The organism is Peptostreptococcus russellii (genome assembly GCF_003012055.1).
GTDB lineage: Bacteria > Bacillota > Clostridia > Peptostreptococcales > Peptostreptococcaceae > Peptostreptococcus > Peptostreptococcus russellii.
Map to the genome: position 1 here is coordinate 112,708 of NZ_JYGE01000002.1, position 20,693 is coordinate 133,400.

Sequence of the window (20,693 nt, forward strand, 5' to 3'; positions counted from 1 at the left end):
TGAGTATAGGATAAAGAAATATAATGGGAAGATCATCGGGAATGCGATTGCAATAAAAGTATAAATTAGGGAGTTTGTTTATGAAGAAAAAAAGAAAAATCAAAAACAGAATGATTGCAACAATATTATGCGTGGCTATCTTGTTTTCGCAGGTGCATATTGTGTATGCTGCAGATTTACAGATATCGGATAGCAACACTGATCAGGTTACAGTTTCTTATGAGGATGATATGGAGCATGAAGGAAATGCAGACATAGAATTTACTGCCGCTCCTTCGGAGAAAACAAATGAAGAACTGGATAATACCGATGTAAAGGTACCCGATATAAATAAAGATACAGAATCAAAAAAAGATGAGGTAAAAACATCTGAAGAAGGCATAAAAGCAGAGACGACAGAGAATATAGATACGTATTATAAGGATGACAAGATATGCATTTATAATTATGATCAATTAAAGCAGATCGGTTCAGATGCCTATATATATACCGGTGATAAGGATGGAGAAATCGGGTCTGGAGAGGTAGTAAAGAGTGAAGGCACAGAGCTGAAATACGGAGCAGATGCTCAGTACAGTTTGATGAATGACATTCAGATAAGCTCTAAACAGATCTGGACAGTGCCAGATTCCTTTACCGGAACGATTACAGGGACAGAAATAGAAGAAAATGAAATACCTACTCTGTACGACAAAGATACGGATACGATCTACCTATATAATCCATATCAGTTAATGGTACTTGCTCAGGAAGAGTCTGAAACTGAACCAGTCATGTCGTTGGACTATGATGCACCGCAGTTTGGTATGGGACAGATGATCTATCCGGATGGAGAGGATCAGGAGTATCTGACTTATGCCAAGTCACATAAGTATGTACTGTCGCAGAAATTTAATTCGGATAAACCGGAACTGGTGGCAGATCAGTTGACAGAAAAAACGGCGACTGGAGTTCAATGGCTGGATGGTGAGCATGCTGACGGAAGAACAAAACCGGGACAGTTATATGTTGAAGTTTCCGGTAAGAAATATATTTTGATTGGAAATGAGTCACAGCTGCGGGCGATTGGAAGCAATAAGAGCGTGACTCCGAGACTATATGTCTATTACAGCCCAGGGTTGGTAAGTGGATTATTTGGTGGGGAACCTTTCTACACACCATACTATCCAGGTGATGCGGATCTTGGACTTGATGCTGTTGCAACAGAAGGTGCAACAACACATTGGACAATAACCGGGCAAAAGCCAGATTCAGTAATAGGTGATAATTCTTATCTATATTATAAAGATAATGGTAAGTATAAGCTGGCAGATGTCGATTTGACAAGCAATGGTATTGTTACAGGGCTGTTGGAGGGAGTAGGAGGACTGTTAGGAACATTATTGGGCGGTCTTACAGTAGGAACTGGTAGTTTGTGTGGCGTTAACGACCAAGGGTTACCTGACAATGAAACAGCAAGCTTGACGAAGTTAAAGCAAGAATACGGTGGTCTGAAATATTCCTCCAACGCGAATTATATTATTTTCCGTGATATTGATTTATCAAAAGAAGGAATAAATTCCAATAAAGAAGATGATCGCTGGACTCCACTCAGGGTATCGGGTGATATCATCGGTGCAAAGTTAGCGGAAGGACAGACGATACTCACAGATGGGAATTCGATTCTGGCAACCGGAAGACCTGTGATCTCCAATATTAATATAAATCAGACTGAGGAAATGGATAGTACGAAGTATATGGGAGTCGGTTTCTTCGGAACGATAACAAACGAGATCAACGTAAATAATGTCGGTATCAGTGCAGGAACGGTAAAAGTATCCAACATTGAATTAAAAAATGTGGATGTTAAAAATAATACGAATAAACACAAAAACACACAGACATTACTCAGTGGGTTAACATCCGGACTAGGATGGCTGGTTGGAAGTGTTGTTGATGTACTGGTAGGTATTTTGACTATTGGTCAGGTGCAATTAAGTCTAAAAGATGTTTTATCAGCCCTGTTGAATGCCAGAGCAACAGATCCAACGCTCTATGCGACGGGAGCTTTTGCAGGAAGAGTAGTCGGTGACGTTGTTATTGAGAACTGTGATGTAACAGGAAGCATCTCAGTTTCAAATATCAATGAACGGACAGGCGGATTTGTCGGATATGCGGAAGGTGTCACTCAGTATGAGGGATTATCAGAAGCTTTGGGTCTGACTGTAGATATCCTGTCTTCCTTATTAAATGCGATACCTGGACTTGGACTTGGCGATCTGATCACAATTCTTTTGAATAATGCACTGGATGTTAGCAGCCTGATTCCGACTGGATACAAAAATGTCACCATACAAAACTGTCATGTAGATGGTCTGACTGGAACAATCGGAAATATAGATAAGAATTTTGCCGGAGGATTTGCCGGACAACTGGTTGGAACCAAAGTATTTGACTGCTCGGTAAAAAACAGTACTTATACCGTTAATACCAAGGAATATGGCGGAGGCTTTGCCGGAATTGGCAGAGATGCCGATATCAAAGGAACTCTAACAGAAATAGGAATTGACCTGATCCGTGTAATGCAGCCGCAAAGTCTGCTGATGGGTTGTGACCTTACAGACTGCAATACTACTGTCGCAGGTGAGAATTATCAAGGCGGCATTACAGGTGCTCTGACAAACAGTTACGCGATCAATTGTGGTGCAAGCGGAAGTATTTCAGTGAAAGCAACAGGCAGCTATGCAGGAGGAGCTGTTGGTACGGCAACCGTCGGTTGGGTTACTAACCTTGGAAAAGATGAAGTATCTGATCCAAGTCTCTTAAAGACAGTAGGAGAATTGCTTACAGAACTTTTGTCCAGTGATTCTGAAAAGGCAGGAATGCTGCTTTCCCTTACTGGTATCGCACCATCTGCAATCCTTGGATGCAATATGAATTGCTCGGCAATCTCAGTAGAAGCTGGAAAAAGCTATGCAGGTGGTATTCTGGGTGGTGGCGATGGTGTCTATCTTGCGGAATCCAGTGTGGATTATTTGACTAAGCTTTCCTATTGGAAATACGAAGTGTTAGACACAGGAATCGTATCACAAAGAGACAACGTGGTTACCGGATTGCAGACAGTAAGGGCAGGGGAAAATCGTGTTGGTGGAATTGCAGGAAGTGTAACGACAGCGAGCATTACAGGACTTTTGAATGGTACACTGGGAATCGGAAACTTTCTGGGATTTACCGTCCATCATGTAACTGTTACAGGAATAGATACCGGATATACCGTAGAAGCCGGAGAAAATTATGCCGGCGGCGCACTTGGTGAGGCAGTTGGCGGAGATATAGAGACTGTTACTTTAGAACGATTAAAGTCTGTCACCGCCAAAAACAGAGTCGGAGGCTTTGTCGGCTGTGCAGGTCCTGGAGATCTGGCGGGAGCAGGAGGCCTTACACTGAATCTGTTAGGACTCAATAATTTATTACAGGTTAAAAATTTATTGAAAACCGGAGAATGGGTCCGCGTTAAGATAACAGATGCCCATGTGATCGGTTATCAGACGAATACGACAGACGGATTGACTGTAACAGCAACAGGAACGAATTCAGATGGAGGAGCAGCAGATTATGTGGCTGGTGGATTCATCGGAAAGAGTAACAGCTGTGAAATCAATCTGTCGGATGTGAAAAATCTGAAAGAAGTATCAGCTAATGATACCGATGGCTTTGCCGGTGGATTTATTGGAACCTCACAGACGGGAGGTCTTGCGGATGTGGCATCTGCTGATGACCTGGATGTCTGGATAGATAAAAAGACAAGTATATTAGATATCAACGGATTACTGACAGCAGTGAAATATCTGATTCCTTCCTACACTATGTGTACCGTTACCTATATTAATGGAGGCGGAGTTTCAGCAGATACAGCTGGTGGTTTTGTCGGAAGTTTTCAGAGTGGAACCGTCAACAATCAGGATGCAGGAGAAGGTAATTATTATTCTGTATACAATCTGGACCATGTAAACGGACAGTCTTATGCCGGAGGCTTCGGAGGAAATGTTTACTCCGGTGCATTGGCGGATGCCGGAGGCGGAATCAGTATTCTTGGAGATCTTAAGGGGCTGAATATTAACGTTGGCGATTTGCTGAACCTGATCAATGCCTACATCCCATATGTACAGTATGCAGGGATCAAGTCGGACAATGGTTTTACCGTTACTGCAAATAAAATAAAATCAGAGGACAGCTACTCCGGAAGTGCCGGAGGATTTATTGGTTACGGAAGTGGTGTTCAGGTAAGCTATTGTGATGTTACGAATTTGAAACATACAGATGTCACAGAGCCTGAGCAAGGTTTGGAATCTACAGATGGCTCAAACTATTTTGATGATGTAAAGAGCCAGTATGCAGTAACCGGTGCCAGATATGCAGGTGGATATATTGGCTATATGAATATTGGTTCCGCAGCTTCCGTTGGAAAAGGTTTAAGTATTATTGGAACAGCAATAGGAATCAACAATGTGCTGGATGCATTAAACGTCGTTGTTTCTACAATTGAACACTCCAATGTTACAGGAAATGTTGGAGGTTTTGCAGTAAAAGCATCCTGGAAAAATACTGCTTCGGATGCGTCGGCGAATGATGTTCTTGGAGATGCAGGAGGATTTGCCGGAAAGATTTCTGGTGGACACATTCAGGATTCCAACGCAAATAACTTCTCTTATATCATTGGCCAGATTACTGCTGGTGGTTACGTGGGAGATCTGGAACCGGGAAATGTAGCAAATGTCCTTGGAGACGCAAGTATTTTAGGCGGACTTGTGAATGTAGAAAGTGCATTAGCATCTCTTGCAGAAGACTTTGTACCAACGATCAGAAACAGTTCCACAACGTGTATTCCCTGCGGTGGTGCAGTTCGGGCAGATGCGGATTCCACAACACAGGTACAACGAGGCATGGCCGGAGGTTATGCAGGACATAATGAAGGCGGTCACATTTGGGGAAATAGTACAAAGAAATGGAAAGGTAAAGAATATGCCGGACCGCTCAGTACCTGTAAGGCAGTTCGGATCCGATCAGTATACGGAGAAGAAATTGCCGGTGGATTTACAGGACTGATGGAGTCAGCCGATACGGCAAGTACCGGAAACCTGTCCTTATTGTGGGGACTGGTAAAAGTAGATAATATTCTAGGAGCTCTCAGCGTTGTCTATCCGACAGAAGAAAATACGGCAGTTTACGGACCGCTTGCTCTGATGGACTATGAGACCTGGAACAAATGGGTAGAGTTTGTCGGGAAATACGGCGGTTACGGAAGTGACCTTGCCTCGCATGGAAAAGTGAACAGCCAGGCAGAACTGGATACAATCATTGGGAAGTATGCTTACGGATACAATGTCGTAGCAGGAAGAGTGAATTACCGGGATGAGATAAAACTGGCAAATGGTGGAGCAGCCGGTGGCTATGTTGGCTCCATGCAGACAGGAACCATTACAAATGGACAGGCTTATCAGGCGAAGACGATTAAAGGAATCCGATGCGCTGGAGGCTTTGCCGGAGAAATGATAAATGGCGGAGCAGCAGATCTTGGTGGTGCTGATATCCTTGGTCTTGATCTGCAATTAGGACAAATGCTGCAGGTACTTAACGTATTTGTGCCGGTGATCAAGAAATCTTCGGTAGAAGGTTACCAGAGTGGATTAATTGTCCAGTCAGAAGGAATCAATGCCAAGGATGCCTGTGGTTATGCAGGAGGTTATGTAGGAAAGCTGATCGGTGGACAGATCTGGGGCGAAAACGATACGCACTGTCAGGTTACAAAGCTGAGACGAGTTGACGGAAGAAGCTATGTTGGTGGATTTGTCGGAAGCTCAAGACCGGGAAGTGTAGCAACAGTGGATCCAACTGCTGGTGAAGGATTATTTTTAAGCAAATTATTAAATCAACTGCTGGATACTCCTGCAGATTTTATAAAAGTCATGGATGCCACTGTAGCAACGATCCGCTATGCAGATGTTATTTCCTGGGATGACTGGGGAATTATCGTAAATGGAGTTTATTCGGGTGGAAGCAGCAACACTTCCTATGCAAAAGCAGCCGGAGGATTTGCTGGAAGTCTTGTCGGAACTGTACTTGGGGAAAAAGATACCAAGGAAGCGGGAATTTCTGCACAGGGAATCCGTTCTGTTATTGCCGGGGAATATGCCGGAGGCTTCTTTGGAATAGCGGATGTCGATGCCGGAGTGCAGGTTTCGGGGAAGACAGAGACAGAATTATTCAAATATCTGCTTCAGCTTGGGCGTACCGATGTCTTGGATGCATTCCGTACTTATGTATATGACGGATCCGTAAGCGGAAGTGCGGATGCCGGCTTAAGTGTAAGTGCACATACAGCCGTGAAAAGCGGGCAGAATGACGCGGTGACATACAGCGGAACAGCCGGAGGCTTTGGAGGCTCTTTATTAAACAGCTCTGTAAAAAACAGCAGTGTTACAAAGCTTTCTAATGTAACCGGCTTAAATAGTAGCGGAGGCTTTATCGGTTATTCCGGAAAAAGTGGTGTTGTGGATCTAAACAAAATCGATGTTCTGGGTAGCAATCAATGGCAACTTCTTGGAGGAGCAGCAGGTGTCCTGGATGTATTTGGTTCACATATTGAGGACAGCGGTGTAGCCGGAGTGGATGGCGGTTATACCGTACAGAGCAGTGGAGGTGAGGAAGAGATTGCCGGAGGTTTTATCGGCTATGCGAATCTGGCGAGGATGTCAGGATGTATTGCCGGAGATAGTAATATTCAGGCAAACGGGCTCAAACAGGTTGCATCCGGAGGAACAGCCGGAGGCTTTGCCGGAAGAACAAGCTACGAATACCTTGGAAATATAGATTTGGATTCCACATTAGTGAATGCATTGCTTACCATTTTAAATCAACTGGTGAAAGCACTTTATCTGGATAAGCTTGAGGCAGCAAATCTATTGAATATTAATCTGGGAATTATTCAGATCAAGGCAGCCTATGAAGGCGATTTATTGAGTGTCAATCTGCTTGGATTAAAAATATCGGTGGGCTTATCCAAGGCTTCTATAGAGAATCAACAGCAGACAGATTTTGCGATTATTAAAATCGGAGATTCCACGATCAAGCTTCCATGTGATTCCAATGGAATCAAACAGGATGATGATACAAAGTCAAATATCAGTATCAGTCTGATCAAAGCAAACCGAACGAAAATCACGGACAGTAATGTCTATGGTATCAGCTATGGATATGATGTCTATGCCGGTGGAGCCGGAAATGATAAAGATGGTTCTGCAGAAGATGGACGAAGCGGCGGCTTTGTTGGATTCAATAACGAAGGTCTTCTTCAGAACAACAATATGTACTACTGTGATGTGGTTCGGGGAACATCAAAACTGGTCGGACCATTTAGCGGAGAAAGCAGCTTAAGTTCTTCCTATTCTTTCAATACAAAAGAGAAGGTCGAAGGAGAGCAGAACAACTACCGTATTTACAGAAAACTGGATACGGCACTGGATCAGATCAAAAAGAATTCAGAAAAATTGAATCTCAGCTATGAAAAAGATGCTTCCAGTGGGTGGGATATTTACACGCTGGGACATATGAATTCGGTAAAAAGCTATGATACTTTGCAAAATGCAAAGCTGACAGATGATACATCGTCTACAACAGCAGAACTGAAAGCATATGAATCGTCAGCGAAAGCAGTATTGATGGCAGATACTAAAACAACATTGAACACAGGAGAAAGTGATACTCCGGAACCGTCCGAGTCACAGGATCCATGTGATAAGCACATCAAGTTGACGATCAATAAGATCTGGAAGGATTTTAACAATTTTGATAAAAAACGACCAGACAATATTACGGTAACAATATCACGTACCTGGACAGACAAGGCAGGAAATGAAAAAACAGAAATAGTACTAGGTTACGAGAGTTACACTATAAAAGGTTCCAGCGATAAATCTAAATGGCAGGAGGTGATAAAAGAACTCCCGGCATATAAGACAGATGGAGATAACATATATTATTACACGTATTCCGTTACCGAAGCGGAGATAGTTGGTTATACGACGACGATAAAGAAATCGGAGGATGGATTTACCTTCACGATAACCAACAACAGACATTTCTCAAGTCTTCCGAATACCGGAGGATATGGAAGATATTTTATTTATCTGATAGCTATTCTGCTTTTCCTGTTATATTTCATCATGAGATATAAAAAATGCAAGGAAAACAAAAAGCTGAAATACTATAAAACAAAAGAAGTTTCAAAGAAAAGGAGGTAACTGGCATGAAGAGAATGAAAAAAATCATGGCAATGCTGCTGGCAGCAATGATGACAATGGCAATGACAATCACTGCATTTGCCGCAGAAGGAACAAACACACTTACAGTTAATGTGAAATCAACAACACCCGCACAGGATTTGAATGGTCAGACAATTAATCTGTACAAATTATTTGATGTGACAGAGTCAGAAAGTGGAGAAACAATAAACTATGCATACACAGTGAATACAGCAACTGGGTATAAAGATGCACTGTTATCTGTATTAGGTTCACCACTTACAGCATCCTCTACGAATGAGGAATTTGTATCAGCTGTTCGTGCTATCGGCAGCAATGATTCTGCAGAAGTACAGAACTTTGCAAACAATTTTACAACGTATGCGTTGACGAATAGTTTGGCAGCAACAGCTACCTCTGGAAAAATCACAGAGAGCAAAACATCTCATGAGTTTACAGGTTTAGATACAGGTTATTATCTTGTGTATGTAACAGGCGGCAAAGAAATTCAGTCTTCTTTAGTTACAGTAGATGCTACAACAAATACAGTAAGCTTAAAAACAGAAGCACCAAGCATTGAGAAAAAAGCTGACAAAGAGACTGTAAATATCGGACAAGTAGTGAAATATACCGTAACAGGTTCTATTCCGGATACAACAGGATATGCAGAATATGTATACAAAATCCACGATGAATTATCAACAGGTCTTGATTTTGTAAATGATGTAGCAGGAACAGCTCTTGGAACAGGTGCTACAACAGTTAATGTAACAGTGGCATTTACGGATAATAGTCTTACAGTAGGAGGAACAACACCTACAACAGCAGCACTTTCCGGTGAAGGCAACAGAAAAATGTCTCTTGATTTATCTGAATGGGTAAGAGCTAACCAGACAAACAAAGGAGAAGAATTCACCGTTATATATTATGCAAAGGTAAATAAAGATGCAGTTGTAACAGAAAAGAACAAGGCTGAGTTAGAGTATGGTAATCAACCGGGTGAAACAACAACTACAACACCGAGTGAGGCAAAGACACCTACCTATCCGTTAGATATCTTAAAGAAAAAAGCAGGTACAGATGAAAAGTTAGCAGGTGCAAAGTTTAAGTTATATTCAAGTAAAACAGATGCGGATGCAAATGATGACACTAAAGCCATTAAAGTTTCTCCAGTAACTACAACAGTTGCAGGAAGCTATGTAGTAGATCCAACATCTTCTACTACAGAATTTGAATCTGTTGAAGAGATTACTGGAGAAGGTTACAACCTTCGCGTCAATGGTCTTGCAGAAGGAACTTATTATTTGGTAGAGACACAGGCTCCAGATGGTTACAACAAGTTGACGGCTCCAATTGAAATTAAAATCACAAAGAGCGCAGATACAGAAGTAAATAATTGGACAATTTCCAAAGATGGAGCAGTTGAAACTGATAAAATCATCGACATCGCAAACAGCACAGGTTCTCTTCTTCCATTTATTGGTGGACGTGGAACTATTGTATTTGCTGTGATTGCAGTTCTTCTGGTATTTGGTGTTGCAGTAAGCTATATCCGTGATAAAAGAAAATAAGTATAATAATTTTTACTAAAGATATAAGTTAGTATTTAAGGAATGGGCGGTTATCTTTCACGGAAGGTAACCGCAATTCCAAGTATAACAACAGGGGGAATGAAATGAAAAGTAAGAAGAAAAATAAGATAACAATAAATGATATCATTCGTCTGATCGTGCTTTTGGTTGCATTCTCCGTATTGTTATATCCAACGTTGAGCAGTTATCTGAATGAAAAGAATAGCTCCAAAGTGGTATCTTATTATGATGAGGAAAGTATAAAGCTAAGCGAAACAGAAAAAGAGCAAATGTTGGAAGATGCGAGAGCATACAATCAGGAAATGTTAGGAAATATCGATCTTATTGATCCGTCCTCAAAGGAGAATACGGAAATTGATGAACGGTATCAGAGTTTATTGAATCCGGATGGAACAGGAATGATGGGATATATCCATATTCCCAAGATTAATATAGAACTTCCTATTTATCATGGAACAAGCGAAGCAGTTCTGCAGGCGGGAGTCGGCCATTTTTGGGGCACGTCCCTTCCGGTTGGAGGTGAAAGTACTCATACGGTATTGACCGGCCACAGAGGGCTGCCCACCAAAACACTTTTTACCAATATAGATAAGCTGGAAGAAGGGGATATATTCTATATTAAAGTTTTAGATGAAACTCTGGCATATCAGATAGATCAGATTTTGACTGTTTTACCGGAAGAGACAGATGCGTTAGCCATCGAATCCGGTAAAGACTATGCAACACTTGTCACTTGCACTCCATATGCGATTAATACACACAGACTTTTAGTCCGTGGATATCGGATACCATATGAGGAAGCAACGGAGCAGGAGTCGGATGTAGATGTGAAACCAGAATTATCCTTTACTGCTAAAGTGTTGATTGTAACAATCATAGTAATTTTCATAGGATTAATTATAACTGTAATGTACAGTATGAGGGATAGAAAAAGGAGAAAAATAAGATGATAAAAAAGATAAAAAGTGTTCGCCTTCTTTTAATGGTCATACTTATTCTTTTCAGTAGTTTTATAGATGTTTCAACGGTTCATGCTGAGGATGGAACCAGAAAAGGAAGTATTCAGATCATTTATAAGGGGAGAAATCATACAGATGAAGAAGTAACTCTTTCCAGAGCAAAGTTCGCAATATTTCCGATTCAATATAAGAAAAACGATGAATGGATCTGGGAAAACGGTTTTGAGAATTCAGGCGTGTCGCTAGGAGACACAAGTGCAGAAGCAAGAGAGAAACAGGCGAAACGTTTATTTGAGTATGCGAAAAAAAGTAATATTTCCGGAACAACGCAAGTAACAGATGACTTGGGTCATGCAAGCTTTGCTGAGTTAGAGGAAGGAATTTATCTTCTTGTACAAATTGGAAATGTGGAATGTGGTACAGATAAATTTGAATCCGCTCCATTCCTTGTGAATATTCCATCTGAAATCAATGGAAAAACAGAATATGATGTAGTGATAGAACCAAAAGGTGAATGGGTTACTCCTGCAAAGCCACTTGTTACACCGACAAATTCAGATAAGCCAGCGCCAACAGAGCCGACTCCAACGAAGCCGGATATACCTGCTCCTATCCAGAACATAATAGATATCGTGAAGACTGGTGATACAACCAATATAATTCCCTGGGTCTTGATTGCGATTAGTAGTCTTGTGATAATTATTGTACTTTATAGAAAACGAAAAGAAAAATAATGTATACGGTAAGCGTTTGATAATATATGTATTGTATAATTATAGGGATATCGCTATGATATCCCTATAATAGTATTTAGTAAGCGTCCAATAATATCATGGGTTTAAAAGTATCTTGCAACATGAGATAATATCCCTACATAGTACTTCTAATGTTAACAAAGTACTTTGCCAACTTTAAAACTGTAGGGAGATGATAGGTTGACCACTATGAAAGCATCAAAACATGAAATACTTAAAGCTCAGTGGCAGGAGTTAATCAAAGAACAAAATGAAAGCGGATTATCAATTAGAGAATGGTGTAGGAGAAATGATATCTCACATGGTAAATACTACTACTGGCAAAGAGTCATTAGAGAAGAAGCCCTAATTAAAGCAGGAACCATGGCAGTTACAGGACAAGGCCAATTTGTAGAGATAAAGTCAGGTAATGGTGATTTTAGAACTAACACTCAAGGTACTTGTGCAGTCCTAAGGTCAAATGGAAATGAGATTGAAGTATTAAATGGTGCAGATCCAAATACATTGAGGTTAATACTTAATTTAATTAGTAATCATGAAAATTAAATTTCCCAATGATATACGAATATACATTGCCTGCGGTAAAACTGATATGAGGAAATCCATAGATGGTCTTTCTGCAATAGTATCTCAAAACTTTAATCTAAATCCATTTGAAAATGCACTATTCCTTTTTTGTGGAGGAAAAAGAGATAGGATAAAGGCCCTCCTTTGGGAAGGAGATGGATTTCTTCTTCTCTACAAAAGATTAGAAGGTGGGGTATTTCAGTGGCCTAGAACCACAGAAGAGGTTAGAGAAATTACCCCTCAACAATACAGATGGTTAATAGAGGGATTATCAATTGACCAGAAAAAAGTCATTCAAAAGATAGATGTTAAAAGGATAGTCTAGGTGGTTGAAAATATTCAAATTCAAATGATTTCAGCCATCTTTTTTCTTGTTTTTGACCTTTCAAAATGGTATAATATGATTAGAAAAAACAGAAAAGAAAGGCTAATTCCCAATGGATAATAATTCTTTAATAAAAACACTTCAAGATACAATTGAATTTCAAAACAAAACCATAGAAGGCCTTAGAGAAGAGTTAAAAAAGGCTAATGAAAACATAGAATACTTAATCAAAAAACTCTATGGAAGGAAAACAGAAAAAACCTCTGCCATAGATGGTCAACTAGTGATTAGTGATATGGAATTAGGTCTATTTAATGAAGCAGAAAAAGAAATGGATACATCTGAACTTGAACCAGTTCCCTTTGAAGAGCCAATTAAAAGAACTAGGAAAGGATACAAGAGAAAAGACCTATTTAAAGACTTACCTAGCCAGAATCTAATATTCAGATTAGAAGAATCACAACAAATATGTCCAATAGATGGAAATAGACTTTCAGTTGCAGGTAAAAAATTCATAAGATCAGAAATTAGATATATGCCAGCAGAAATATCTGTAGTTAATATATATCAAGAAACATATGAATGCAGATTGTGTAAGAAAGAAAACAGGCCTGGAATCTTTAACCCAAATACACCAGAGCCTGTACTTCAACATTCCTATGCTATAGCCTCAAGTGTAGCATGGACAATGTATCAAAAGTTTGTACAATCAGTTCCACTCTACCGCCAGGAAAAAGATTGGAAACAGATGGGCTTTCCAATAAGTCGTGCAACCCTATCTAACTGGATTATAAAAACATCAGAAGAATGGTTAAGTCCAGTAGTAGAAAAACTACAAGAAGAGCTACTAAAAGATAGGTATTTACATGCCGATGAAACTCCAGTCCAAGTATTAAATGAAGAGGGTAGGAAAAACACCACAAAATCATACATGTGGGTATACTCTACTTCAGCTAATGCTGATAAAGGGATTAGAATATTTAAATATGCACCTGGCAGATCTGGAGATAATGCCAAACAATTCTTGAAAGGATTTAAAGGATATCTTCACACAGATGGATTTTCAGGTTATGGCAAAGTAAAAGATATCCATCACTGTTTATGCTGGGCTCATGTAAGAAGATATTTTTCAGATGCTCTCCCTAAAGATATGAAAAGTCCAGAAGCAACCTTACCAGCCACAGGAATAGCATATTGTAACCAGCTATTTGACTGGGAAAGGCAACTTAAAAACCTATCCCCAGAAGATAGAAAAATTAAGCGTCTAGAAAAAGAAAAACCAGTTCTAGAGGCCTTTTGGTCATGGGCAGAAAGCGCAAACAAGAAAGTACTTCCTAAATCAAAGATTGGAACGGCCCTTCAATATGCCCTAAACCACAAGGATAAATTAGAGACCTATCTTGAAGATGGAAACTGTGTCATCTCCAACAATATTGCAGAAAACAGTATAAGACCATTTACAGTAGGTAGAAAAAATTGGACCTTCTGTGGTAGTCCTGAAGGGGCGAATGCAAGTGCAACTGTCTATTCACTGGTAGAAACAGCAAAGGCAAATGGACTAAACCCCTACAAGTATTTAGAGCATATACTGTCAATATTACCAGGTAATAATTTAAAAACCAACCCAAAGGTCTTAGATCTAATGATGCCTTGGGATGAACAAATACAAAATACATGTAAATCTTAATAAATACTATTATAGGGATATCATAGCGATATCCCTATAATTATACAATACATATATTATCAAACGCTTACAATATAGCTCTCCGGAATCTTTAATTCAGAAGCTAATTTTGCCATTGTAACCCTGCGCTTTTTTATTGCCAAATAACAGACAATCCTGATTGCATAATCCGTTGTATTTGTAAGCTGCATAGGTGCTCACCTCGCTCTCTTTTCTTTGTTCCGTACATAAACTCATTGATTGAAACAGGAAGAATCATACTTTTCACTCACACATTTCAAGCATAATTCTTCCTGTTTGTCTAATAACGCTTTTTCATTTTTCTAAGAAATGTCATGCCACCTGCACTTATAACCAATATAACAATCAGCAATAAAATCCATTCGCTATCATGAAAGGTTCTTCCTGTTTCCGGAGGTGCCACTGTAGATGCATTTGTAAACGTAACCTTATCATTTCCTGTTGTTGAAGTTATGATTTTTGCTACTGTTCCATCAGTTGCATCACTGCCATTCAATTTATAGCTTGTCTTGTAATTCTTTCCAGGATCAGTTTCAGTAACTGTATATGTCCATCCTGTTGGCAGACAACTAATGTCTACGGATTCATCTTTTGCCAGGGTAAACGTAGCCTGATTATTTGTAAAGGTGAGATTCTTTACTGCATCAGTTCCTTTTTTTATGAAAATCTGCCCAGCCGTTATAGTAGCGGTACTTGCATCAGTTCCTGATGGTGGAACGGCTTTTATTGTAAACTCATACGATCTATTCGGTTCCATATTGTATCCGGTTACGGTTTTGCTTACCGTTAAAACAGTTGGTTTATAATACAGATTAAGTGTAATTGTATCAGAAGACGAATCATTTTTTACTTCATTTTCTAATTGGTTCCGAGTATCTACTGTATCAAAAACATAACCTGGAAATGTTCCGTTTGCTTCTGGTTTTGCGTACGCTTTAACACTCTCATTTTCTGTTGCAAAGGAAATGGTTCCTGCTGCTGTCTTTCCCAATTTTTCTGTACTATCCGGTACCTTAAGCCAATGCTTCACTTCTACCTTTTTCGTATCAATTTTCTTCCACTGGGCTACAATCTGATATCCCACCTCATCATTCCATACAGACACTGGAAGGTTACGGTTTGCGGCAAATTCATAATTCTCTTCAGAAATACAAAAGACTTCATTATGCTGATATAACTTATCACTATATTGTGGAGTTTCAAACATTGGAGTCAGACGTAGCTTCCAGCCAAGGAATTCATATCCCTCACAGGTTGGTTCTGGCCATTCCTCCCCTATTCGAAAGGTGCTTCCCATACCTCTTGTTCCCTCATGGGTGTTTGGATTTTCTCCATAAGACTGCATTGGTTTGCTTGTTCTAGTATCAAGTTCCTCATTATACGGAATATTTTTCACAACTGCATCTGCCGGAAGCACACCTTCGCCGGCACCAGAATTGTAATGTACATAGACGCTTTCTTTCGTAGACATGAAATAGCCTGCATACAATTCCCAATCGGTATTATGTGTTGTCTTCTCTCCTGCAAATGCCAAAAATTTTTCATACCCTGCACTACTTGCTGCTTCTTTAGCTGCTTCCCAAATTTCATCATAAACTCTAAATTCTTCTTTTTCTCCAAGAGAAGTAGCATTCATATTATTTAGATCATCTACAAAAGCTCTAGATTTTCCGCCATCAGTACTAACTCCACCTGACGTCTGTGCAAAGTCTACACCCACTCCTGCAAATCGATATCCTGGTTTTGGCTTTGCAAAAAATATTCTCACTTGTCTTTTCTTTAAAGTTACTGCTATTTTTTCTCCCACAGGATCCATATTTACCGTATCATTATCTCTCATTGGAACCAGCTTATTCTGATCAGGATCCCACATGACAACATCGATACCTTCACCACTTCGACGGTTGTCTGTTTTTAAACGTACGGTTAAAACCTGCTGCCCTGTTTGATACGGAGCTAAATTAAAAATAAAATCTCTCCATCCTCCGTCTTCACATTGCACATTGAAACTGTATTCGAACCCACAATCTTTTTCATTATCGTTTTTCTTATACTGTTTGGTTATTTGGGCATTCACAATAAGTTTACCAGCATGGCCTTTCACGCCATTATTCGGTCCAACTCCATCTGGAACCTCCTTGTTACTACTTGAAGCTGCTACTGTTTCTCCATTTAATGCCATATGAACCAATCTATATCCTATTTTTGTATCAAATTTTGGAACATCAATAGATCCATCGTACTTCACTTTATCTTCCGTATATGTCCATACAAGTTTATGTTGTTCTGGTAAATAGTCCCATCCATTCTCTTTACTATGCTCAATATTGATATATTCAAATCCATTATTGTCTTCGGTGTTAATCGTTACACGATATACACCCATTTTATCATATGCAATCGTTACTGTATCGTCTTTCTGAAAATTTGCTTCATAATAGGCTTCATATTCATCTCCAGATACTCGTTTAATACTTGTAGACGCATCTGCTGCTGTAACGCTTCCAATTTTATATCTGACTTTATTAGCTGTTCCTGGTTTCACGGTGAACTTCCACGTTTCTCCAGCATTTACACGTATCGTGTCAGCAGTATTTACCTTTACCGTTCCTGCTTTTGTCGTAATCGTACCAGCAACTCCATCTTCCGGGATTTCTTCATTGACTCTAATATTGTAATATTCCTGATAAGTCATTGTAAGTTTCTGACCATCATCCAATTTGATAGCAATCACACCATCGGTGCTGTAATATACAGTGTCATTATATTTTCCGATATAGACACAATCTTTTCCATTTACTCTTGCACTCTTAAATTCATAATTTTTTCCAGTAATTGCTAAATCTTTATGATCTGCAATCGTTCCAAGTTCAATCGTTGTCGGTGCATTTTCGATAGGACTTCCGTTTACATCGACATATTCTACCCGATCTGTTGATGTTGCATTTTCATCACCATTTGCGACACTAATCTGTAATGCTTCATCCAGGCTCTGTACAGATATGCTCTCTGGGACGTTCAGTTCTTCTGGCTGCTCAGTTCCTCCTTCATTATCAATAATCTGTTCCGTCGATTCTTCCGATTTATTCGTATCTTCTGTAGCTACTTGTTCGATTTCTTCATTAACAGAATTTTTACTCTCGGAGTAAGTCATTACAAGCAACTGTTCATCTGTTAGCTTCTTTGCAATATTGCCATCTGTACTATAATAAATATAATTTTCATACTGTCCGATAAATACACAGTCTTCATCACTTACTTTGGCATTCTTAAATTCATAATTTTTATCAGCTATGGTTATTTCTGTATGATCAGAAATTTTTCCAAGCTCAATGGTTGTCGGTGCTCCCTCAATCATTTTTCCATCTTCATCTACATACTTTACTCGATCTGTTGATGGCACTTCACCATTCGCAACTCTATTTTGAATTTCAGCATTCAGCTGTTCCACCTCGATACTGTCCGGAATTTGTTTCTCCGTTTCCTGTTTTGTTTCTTCACTTTCAGAAGTAAACTGATCTGTAGATGGCTCTGATTCTATTTCTGTATCACTTGTAAATGCTTCGGTATCTCCGGTTTCACTTTCTGATTCAAAAGCGGTTGTATCTTCAGCTGATGCATTTACCGTATTCAGAGATAAAAAGCACATAGAAAAAATCAAAATCCAGGAACATGCAATTTTCAAGCATTTATTCCACTTATTGTGCCTCATTTTGTGCATCTCCCTTCTTCTTTCTCTGGTTTTCTCTGATCAAAGCAATCAGGCAAACCAATGAACCCAGTAATAATGTAAAATATCCCATGATAGGACTATCATCTCCAGTCTTTACACTATTGCTCTTACTGATTTTTGATATCAATGATGGTCCAGATTTATCTTTTCCCTGCCAAGTATAACTATTTTTAAAAGAAATTCCTGAAACTTTCTCTCCATCCTGGTTTTCAACCACCGTTATTACTTTCAACTGATTATCTGCATTATAAAATGCTTCCACTGTAATATCATAGTTTCTCTCATCATAGCTATAATTTTCTTTCTTCTCTGTTATCTGACAGATTTTGTAATGATACTGACCTGCATTTCTGATATTCATGGTAATTTCCGTAGCTATATTGCCTTTCATGTTCCAGACATATCGCCGATTGCTGCTGCCATCAGGCATTGGTGCATCTGACTGATCTGTTAGCAAAGCATACATAAATTCATCCGAAACATCCGTATTTTTGCTGTCAAATACCTGTTCCACTGGTATTTTCACTGTAGTATCAGTATCAGCTACAAAGGCTGGTATCTGTATGCTCAGGAAAAGAAGCATGGTCAGGAACACAATGCTGACTTTTTTTAACTCAATTCTTTTCATGTTTTTTCCTTCCCTTCTTTCCTATTTGTCTATTCAACAGTAGTAAGACTATAATAATCAGAATCATCCAAATGATAACCGGAACATTCGTAATCATATCTTTTAATTGATCAATTCCCGTGCCAAGATTCTTTGCTTTTTCTTTTTCCGGATAAACCTGGTCTGTCAGCCTTCCCACTAATACATTTCTTCCATTTGTCATATCAGATGTACATGTGGTCAGCAAAACCAGATGATCATCTTCTGTAATGTTCAACTCTCGTTTATATAAAGCATTGTCTATTATTTCCAGCAGATACGCTTGCTTTGCCTCTGATGTGTCTGGGCACACATTGAAAATCGTTTCATTATAGGCATCTACCTGCATCAATGCATAGAATTCGATTCCATGATCTTTTCCGTCAAAGAAAAGATTTCCATACGGATGCTCATCAAAATATGTCTCATCTGTAAATTTACCGATATCACCAAACATCTTTTCCTTTTCCATGTGGTGACCATAAATAATATTGTTAAAATCTGAAAAGTCTGGCTTATTACCACAATGCAAAAAGATAGCTCCACTTAAAGAATATTTTCCTTCTGCATCTGTATTCATATAAGTATCATCATCATCTGTCTGTAACAGCGGATAATTGATATTAGTATCGTTCACCCGGATCCAGCCAATCACATCCGGATTAATTTTCTGTAATTCTTCAAATGATTTTGTATGTTTTTCTGTTGGAATATAGGTTTCATAGTTTTTCGCATCTGCCGCCTGATAAACCTGGTTTGAATCCCATAACATATAGCATGACAGGAACATTGTCATAAGAACCAGCAACAATGCTATCAGATTTACCATATGATCGATTCCATTCACTATGAACTTTGCTATTTTTTTCATATGAAATATTCCTGCTTTTCTTCTTGATTTAGAAAAAGGAAATGCGGTGGAGCAACGCCGCACACATCCCCTTTCCAGGTTCATTTATAAAATTATTTCTGTAATCTTCTGCGTTTGAAAGCAACGAATGCCATCAGTGCTGCACCGCAAAGAACGATCATCAGAACATATGGAAGAGTGTTCATGATAATACCAGTTGTCGGTACGAAATTGTATGTGTTGGTTACATCAACTTTATTCTGTTTCTGTCCAAGTTTACCTGAAACAGTAATAGCCTCATTGTACTTACCAGCCACTACATTAGTCTGTACTTGTCCGTTAAATACGCTTTCTGCACTTCCTTTATAGTTTGGTGTTGCAGACTCAACTACACTGATCTGTGTTCCTACCGGCACACCTGTTAATTTCATATTTCCGTCTGCTTTCAGTTTAAATGTATAAGTTCCGCCTTCGTTGATTGTAATTTTATTTCCATCAGCATCTTTTACACCACCAAGTGTATTTGCATCTGTTCCTGTTGGGAAAGTAAATGTTGCTGTGAAAGCGAACTCTTTATCTTTATCTAATGTTCCACCATTTGCTACGATTGTCTTAGTTACATTTAAAGAACCATCTGTAACATAAGTCGGATCTGGTTTTGTCGGATCAGGATCAATACCGGTACCGGCTTCCTGTACATAGGTGTTAGTAAAGTTAAATCCATTATTATCCGTATCACTGATGTCTACTTTACCTGTTGCTGCTGTTCCCTTATCGTCTTTTGTCTTATTAACGATAATGTTAGAAATCTCAAGTCCATTGTCACCATTTGAAACATATACATCCATTGTATATTCAGCCTGTGACATAATCATTTTCTGGTGCTCCGTATCAGTAATTGCAGGGGTAGCTGCTGTCTCTTTTACTGTATATTCGTATTTGCCAGCATCTGTCCACTCTGGAAATAAAACTTGAGCTCTTTTTGTTGTAGTTTCTGTATCAGTGGCTGAAAAGCTAATATCCGGAATAGTTACATTCTCAGTATTACCTCCCACCTGTTCAGCTTTAAAAGAAAATGTCTCGTCCTTTCCAACCTCTGTATTAAAGGTTTTACTGATGTAGGCTTCTGTTGTCGTGTCCCCTTCTGCTGCAAATACCGATGTCGGCATTACAAGTCCCATTGTCATAGCACCTGCTGCAACAATAGCGAGCATTTTTTTAGATAATGTTTTTATGCTCATAATAATTCCTCCTTTGTGAAATTTTGATTAGTTTATAT

Annotated in this window: 11 protein-coding genes; 7 read left to right on the forward strand and 4 right to left on the reverse strand. The window is 39.2% G+C overall.

The annotated features are described in order from the left end of the window. The first annotated feature begins 80 nt into the window (after positions 1 to 80). From UF10_RS01435 to tnpC, 7 genes are all read left to right on the forward strand, one after another. The gene (locus UF10_RS01435) at positions 81 to 8,279 is read left to right on the forward strand and encodes a Cna B-type domain-containing protein (RefSeq protein WP_106776070.1); all 8,199 of its coding nucleotides are present in this window, start codon (positions 81 to 83) and stop codon (positions 8,277 to 8,279) included. A 5-nt stretch (positions 8,280 to 8,284) separates the two neighbouring features. After that, positions 8,285 to 9,850 carry a SpaH/EbpB family LPXTG-anchored major pilin gene (locus tag UF10_RS01440; RefSeq protein ID WP_106776071.1) on the forward strand — a complete coding sequence of 522 codons (1,566 nt, stop codon included), beginning with the start codon at positions 8,285 to 8,287 and terminating at the stop codon, positions 9,848 to 9,850. A 104-nt stretch (positions 9,851 to 9,954) separates the two neighbouring features. Beyond that, entirely contained in the window at positions 9,955 to 10,821 is an 867-nt protein-coding gene (locus UF10_RS01445) for a class C sortase (protein ID WP_106776072.1), read from the forward strand. Then, entirely contained in the window at positions 10,818 to 11,564 is a 747-nt protein-coding gene (locus UF10_RS01450; protein ID WP_106776073.1) for a hypothetical protein, read from the forward strand. The genes UF10_RS01445 and UF10_RS01450 overlap by 4 nt, the downstream gene beginning before the upstream one ends. Positions 11,565 to 11,774: 210 nt before the next feature. Next, on the forward strand, positions 11,775 to 12,131 hold the full coding sequence (tnpA, locus tag UF10_RS01455) for an IS66 family insertion sequence element accessory protein TnpA (protein ID WP_242969021.1): 357 nt from the start codon (positions 11,775 to 11,777) through the stop codon (positions 12,129 to 12,131). Next, positions 12,121 to 12,477, forward strand: coding sequence for an IS66 family insertion sequence element accessory protein TnpB (gene tnpB / locus UF10_RS01460; RefSeq protein ID WP_106776075.1), 357 nt, complete (start codon positions 12,121 to 12,123; stop codon positions 12,475 to 12,477). Before tnpA ends, tnpB begins: the two co-directional genes overlap by 11 nt. 112 nt (positions 12,478 to 12,589) lie before the next feature. Next, complete coding sequence (tnpC, locus tag UF10_RS01465) at positions 12,590 to 14,164, forward strand: IS66 family transposase (RefSeq protein WP_242969006.1); 1,575 nt, start codon at positions 12,590 to 12,592, stop codon at positions 14,162 to 14,164. Between the two features lie 301 nt (positions 14,165 to 14,465). On the opposite strand, the gene UF10_RS09315 is transcribed toward tnpC, so the two are convergent. From UF10_RS09315 to UF10_RS01495, 4 genes are read right to left on the reverse strand one after another with little or no spacing between them, the layout of a single operon-like run. After that, positions 14,466 to 17,897: a DUF7601 domain-containing protein gene (locus UF10_RS09315; protein WP_242969007.1), complete on the reverse strand. Its 3,432-nt coding sequence runs from the start codon at positions 17,895 to 17,897 to the stop codon at positions 14,466 to 14,468. Beyond that, positions 17,884 to 18,513, reverse strand: coding sequence for a Spy0128 family protein (locus tag UF10_RS01485; protein WP_242969008.1), 630 nt, complete (start codon positions 18,511 to 18,513; stop codon positions 17,884 to 17,886). The genes UF10_RS09315 and UF10_RS01485 overlap by 14 nt, the downstream gene beginning before the upstream one ends. Before the next feature lie 19 nt (positions 18,514 to 18,532). After that, entirely contained in the window at positions 18,533 to 19,519 is a 987-nt protein-coding gene (srtB, locus tag UF10_RS01490) for a class B sortase (RefSeq protein WP_330403884.1), read from the reverse strand. An 8-nt stretch (positions 19,520 to 19,527) separates the two neighbouring features. Further along, positions 19,528 to 20,655 (reverse strand): DUF7601 domain-containing protein, encoded by a 1,128-nt coding sequence (locus tag UF10_RS01495; RefSeq protein WP_106776078.1) that lies wholly within the window; start codon positions 20,653 to 20,655, stop codon positions 19,528 to 19,530. Positions 20,656 to 20,693 lie beyond the last annotated feature (38 nt).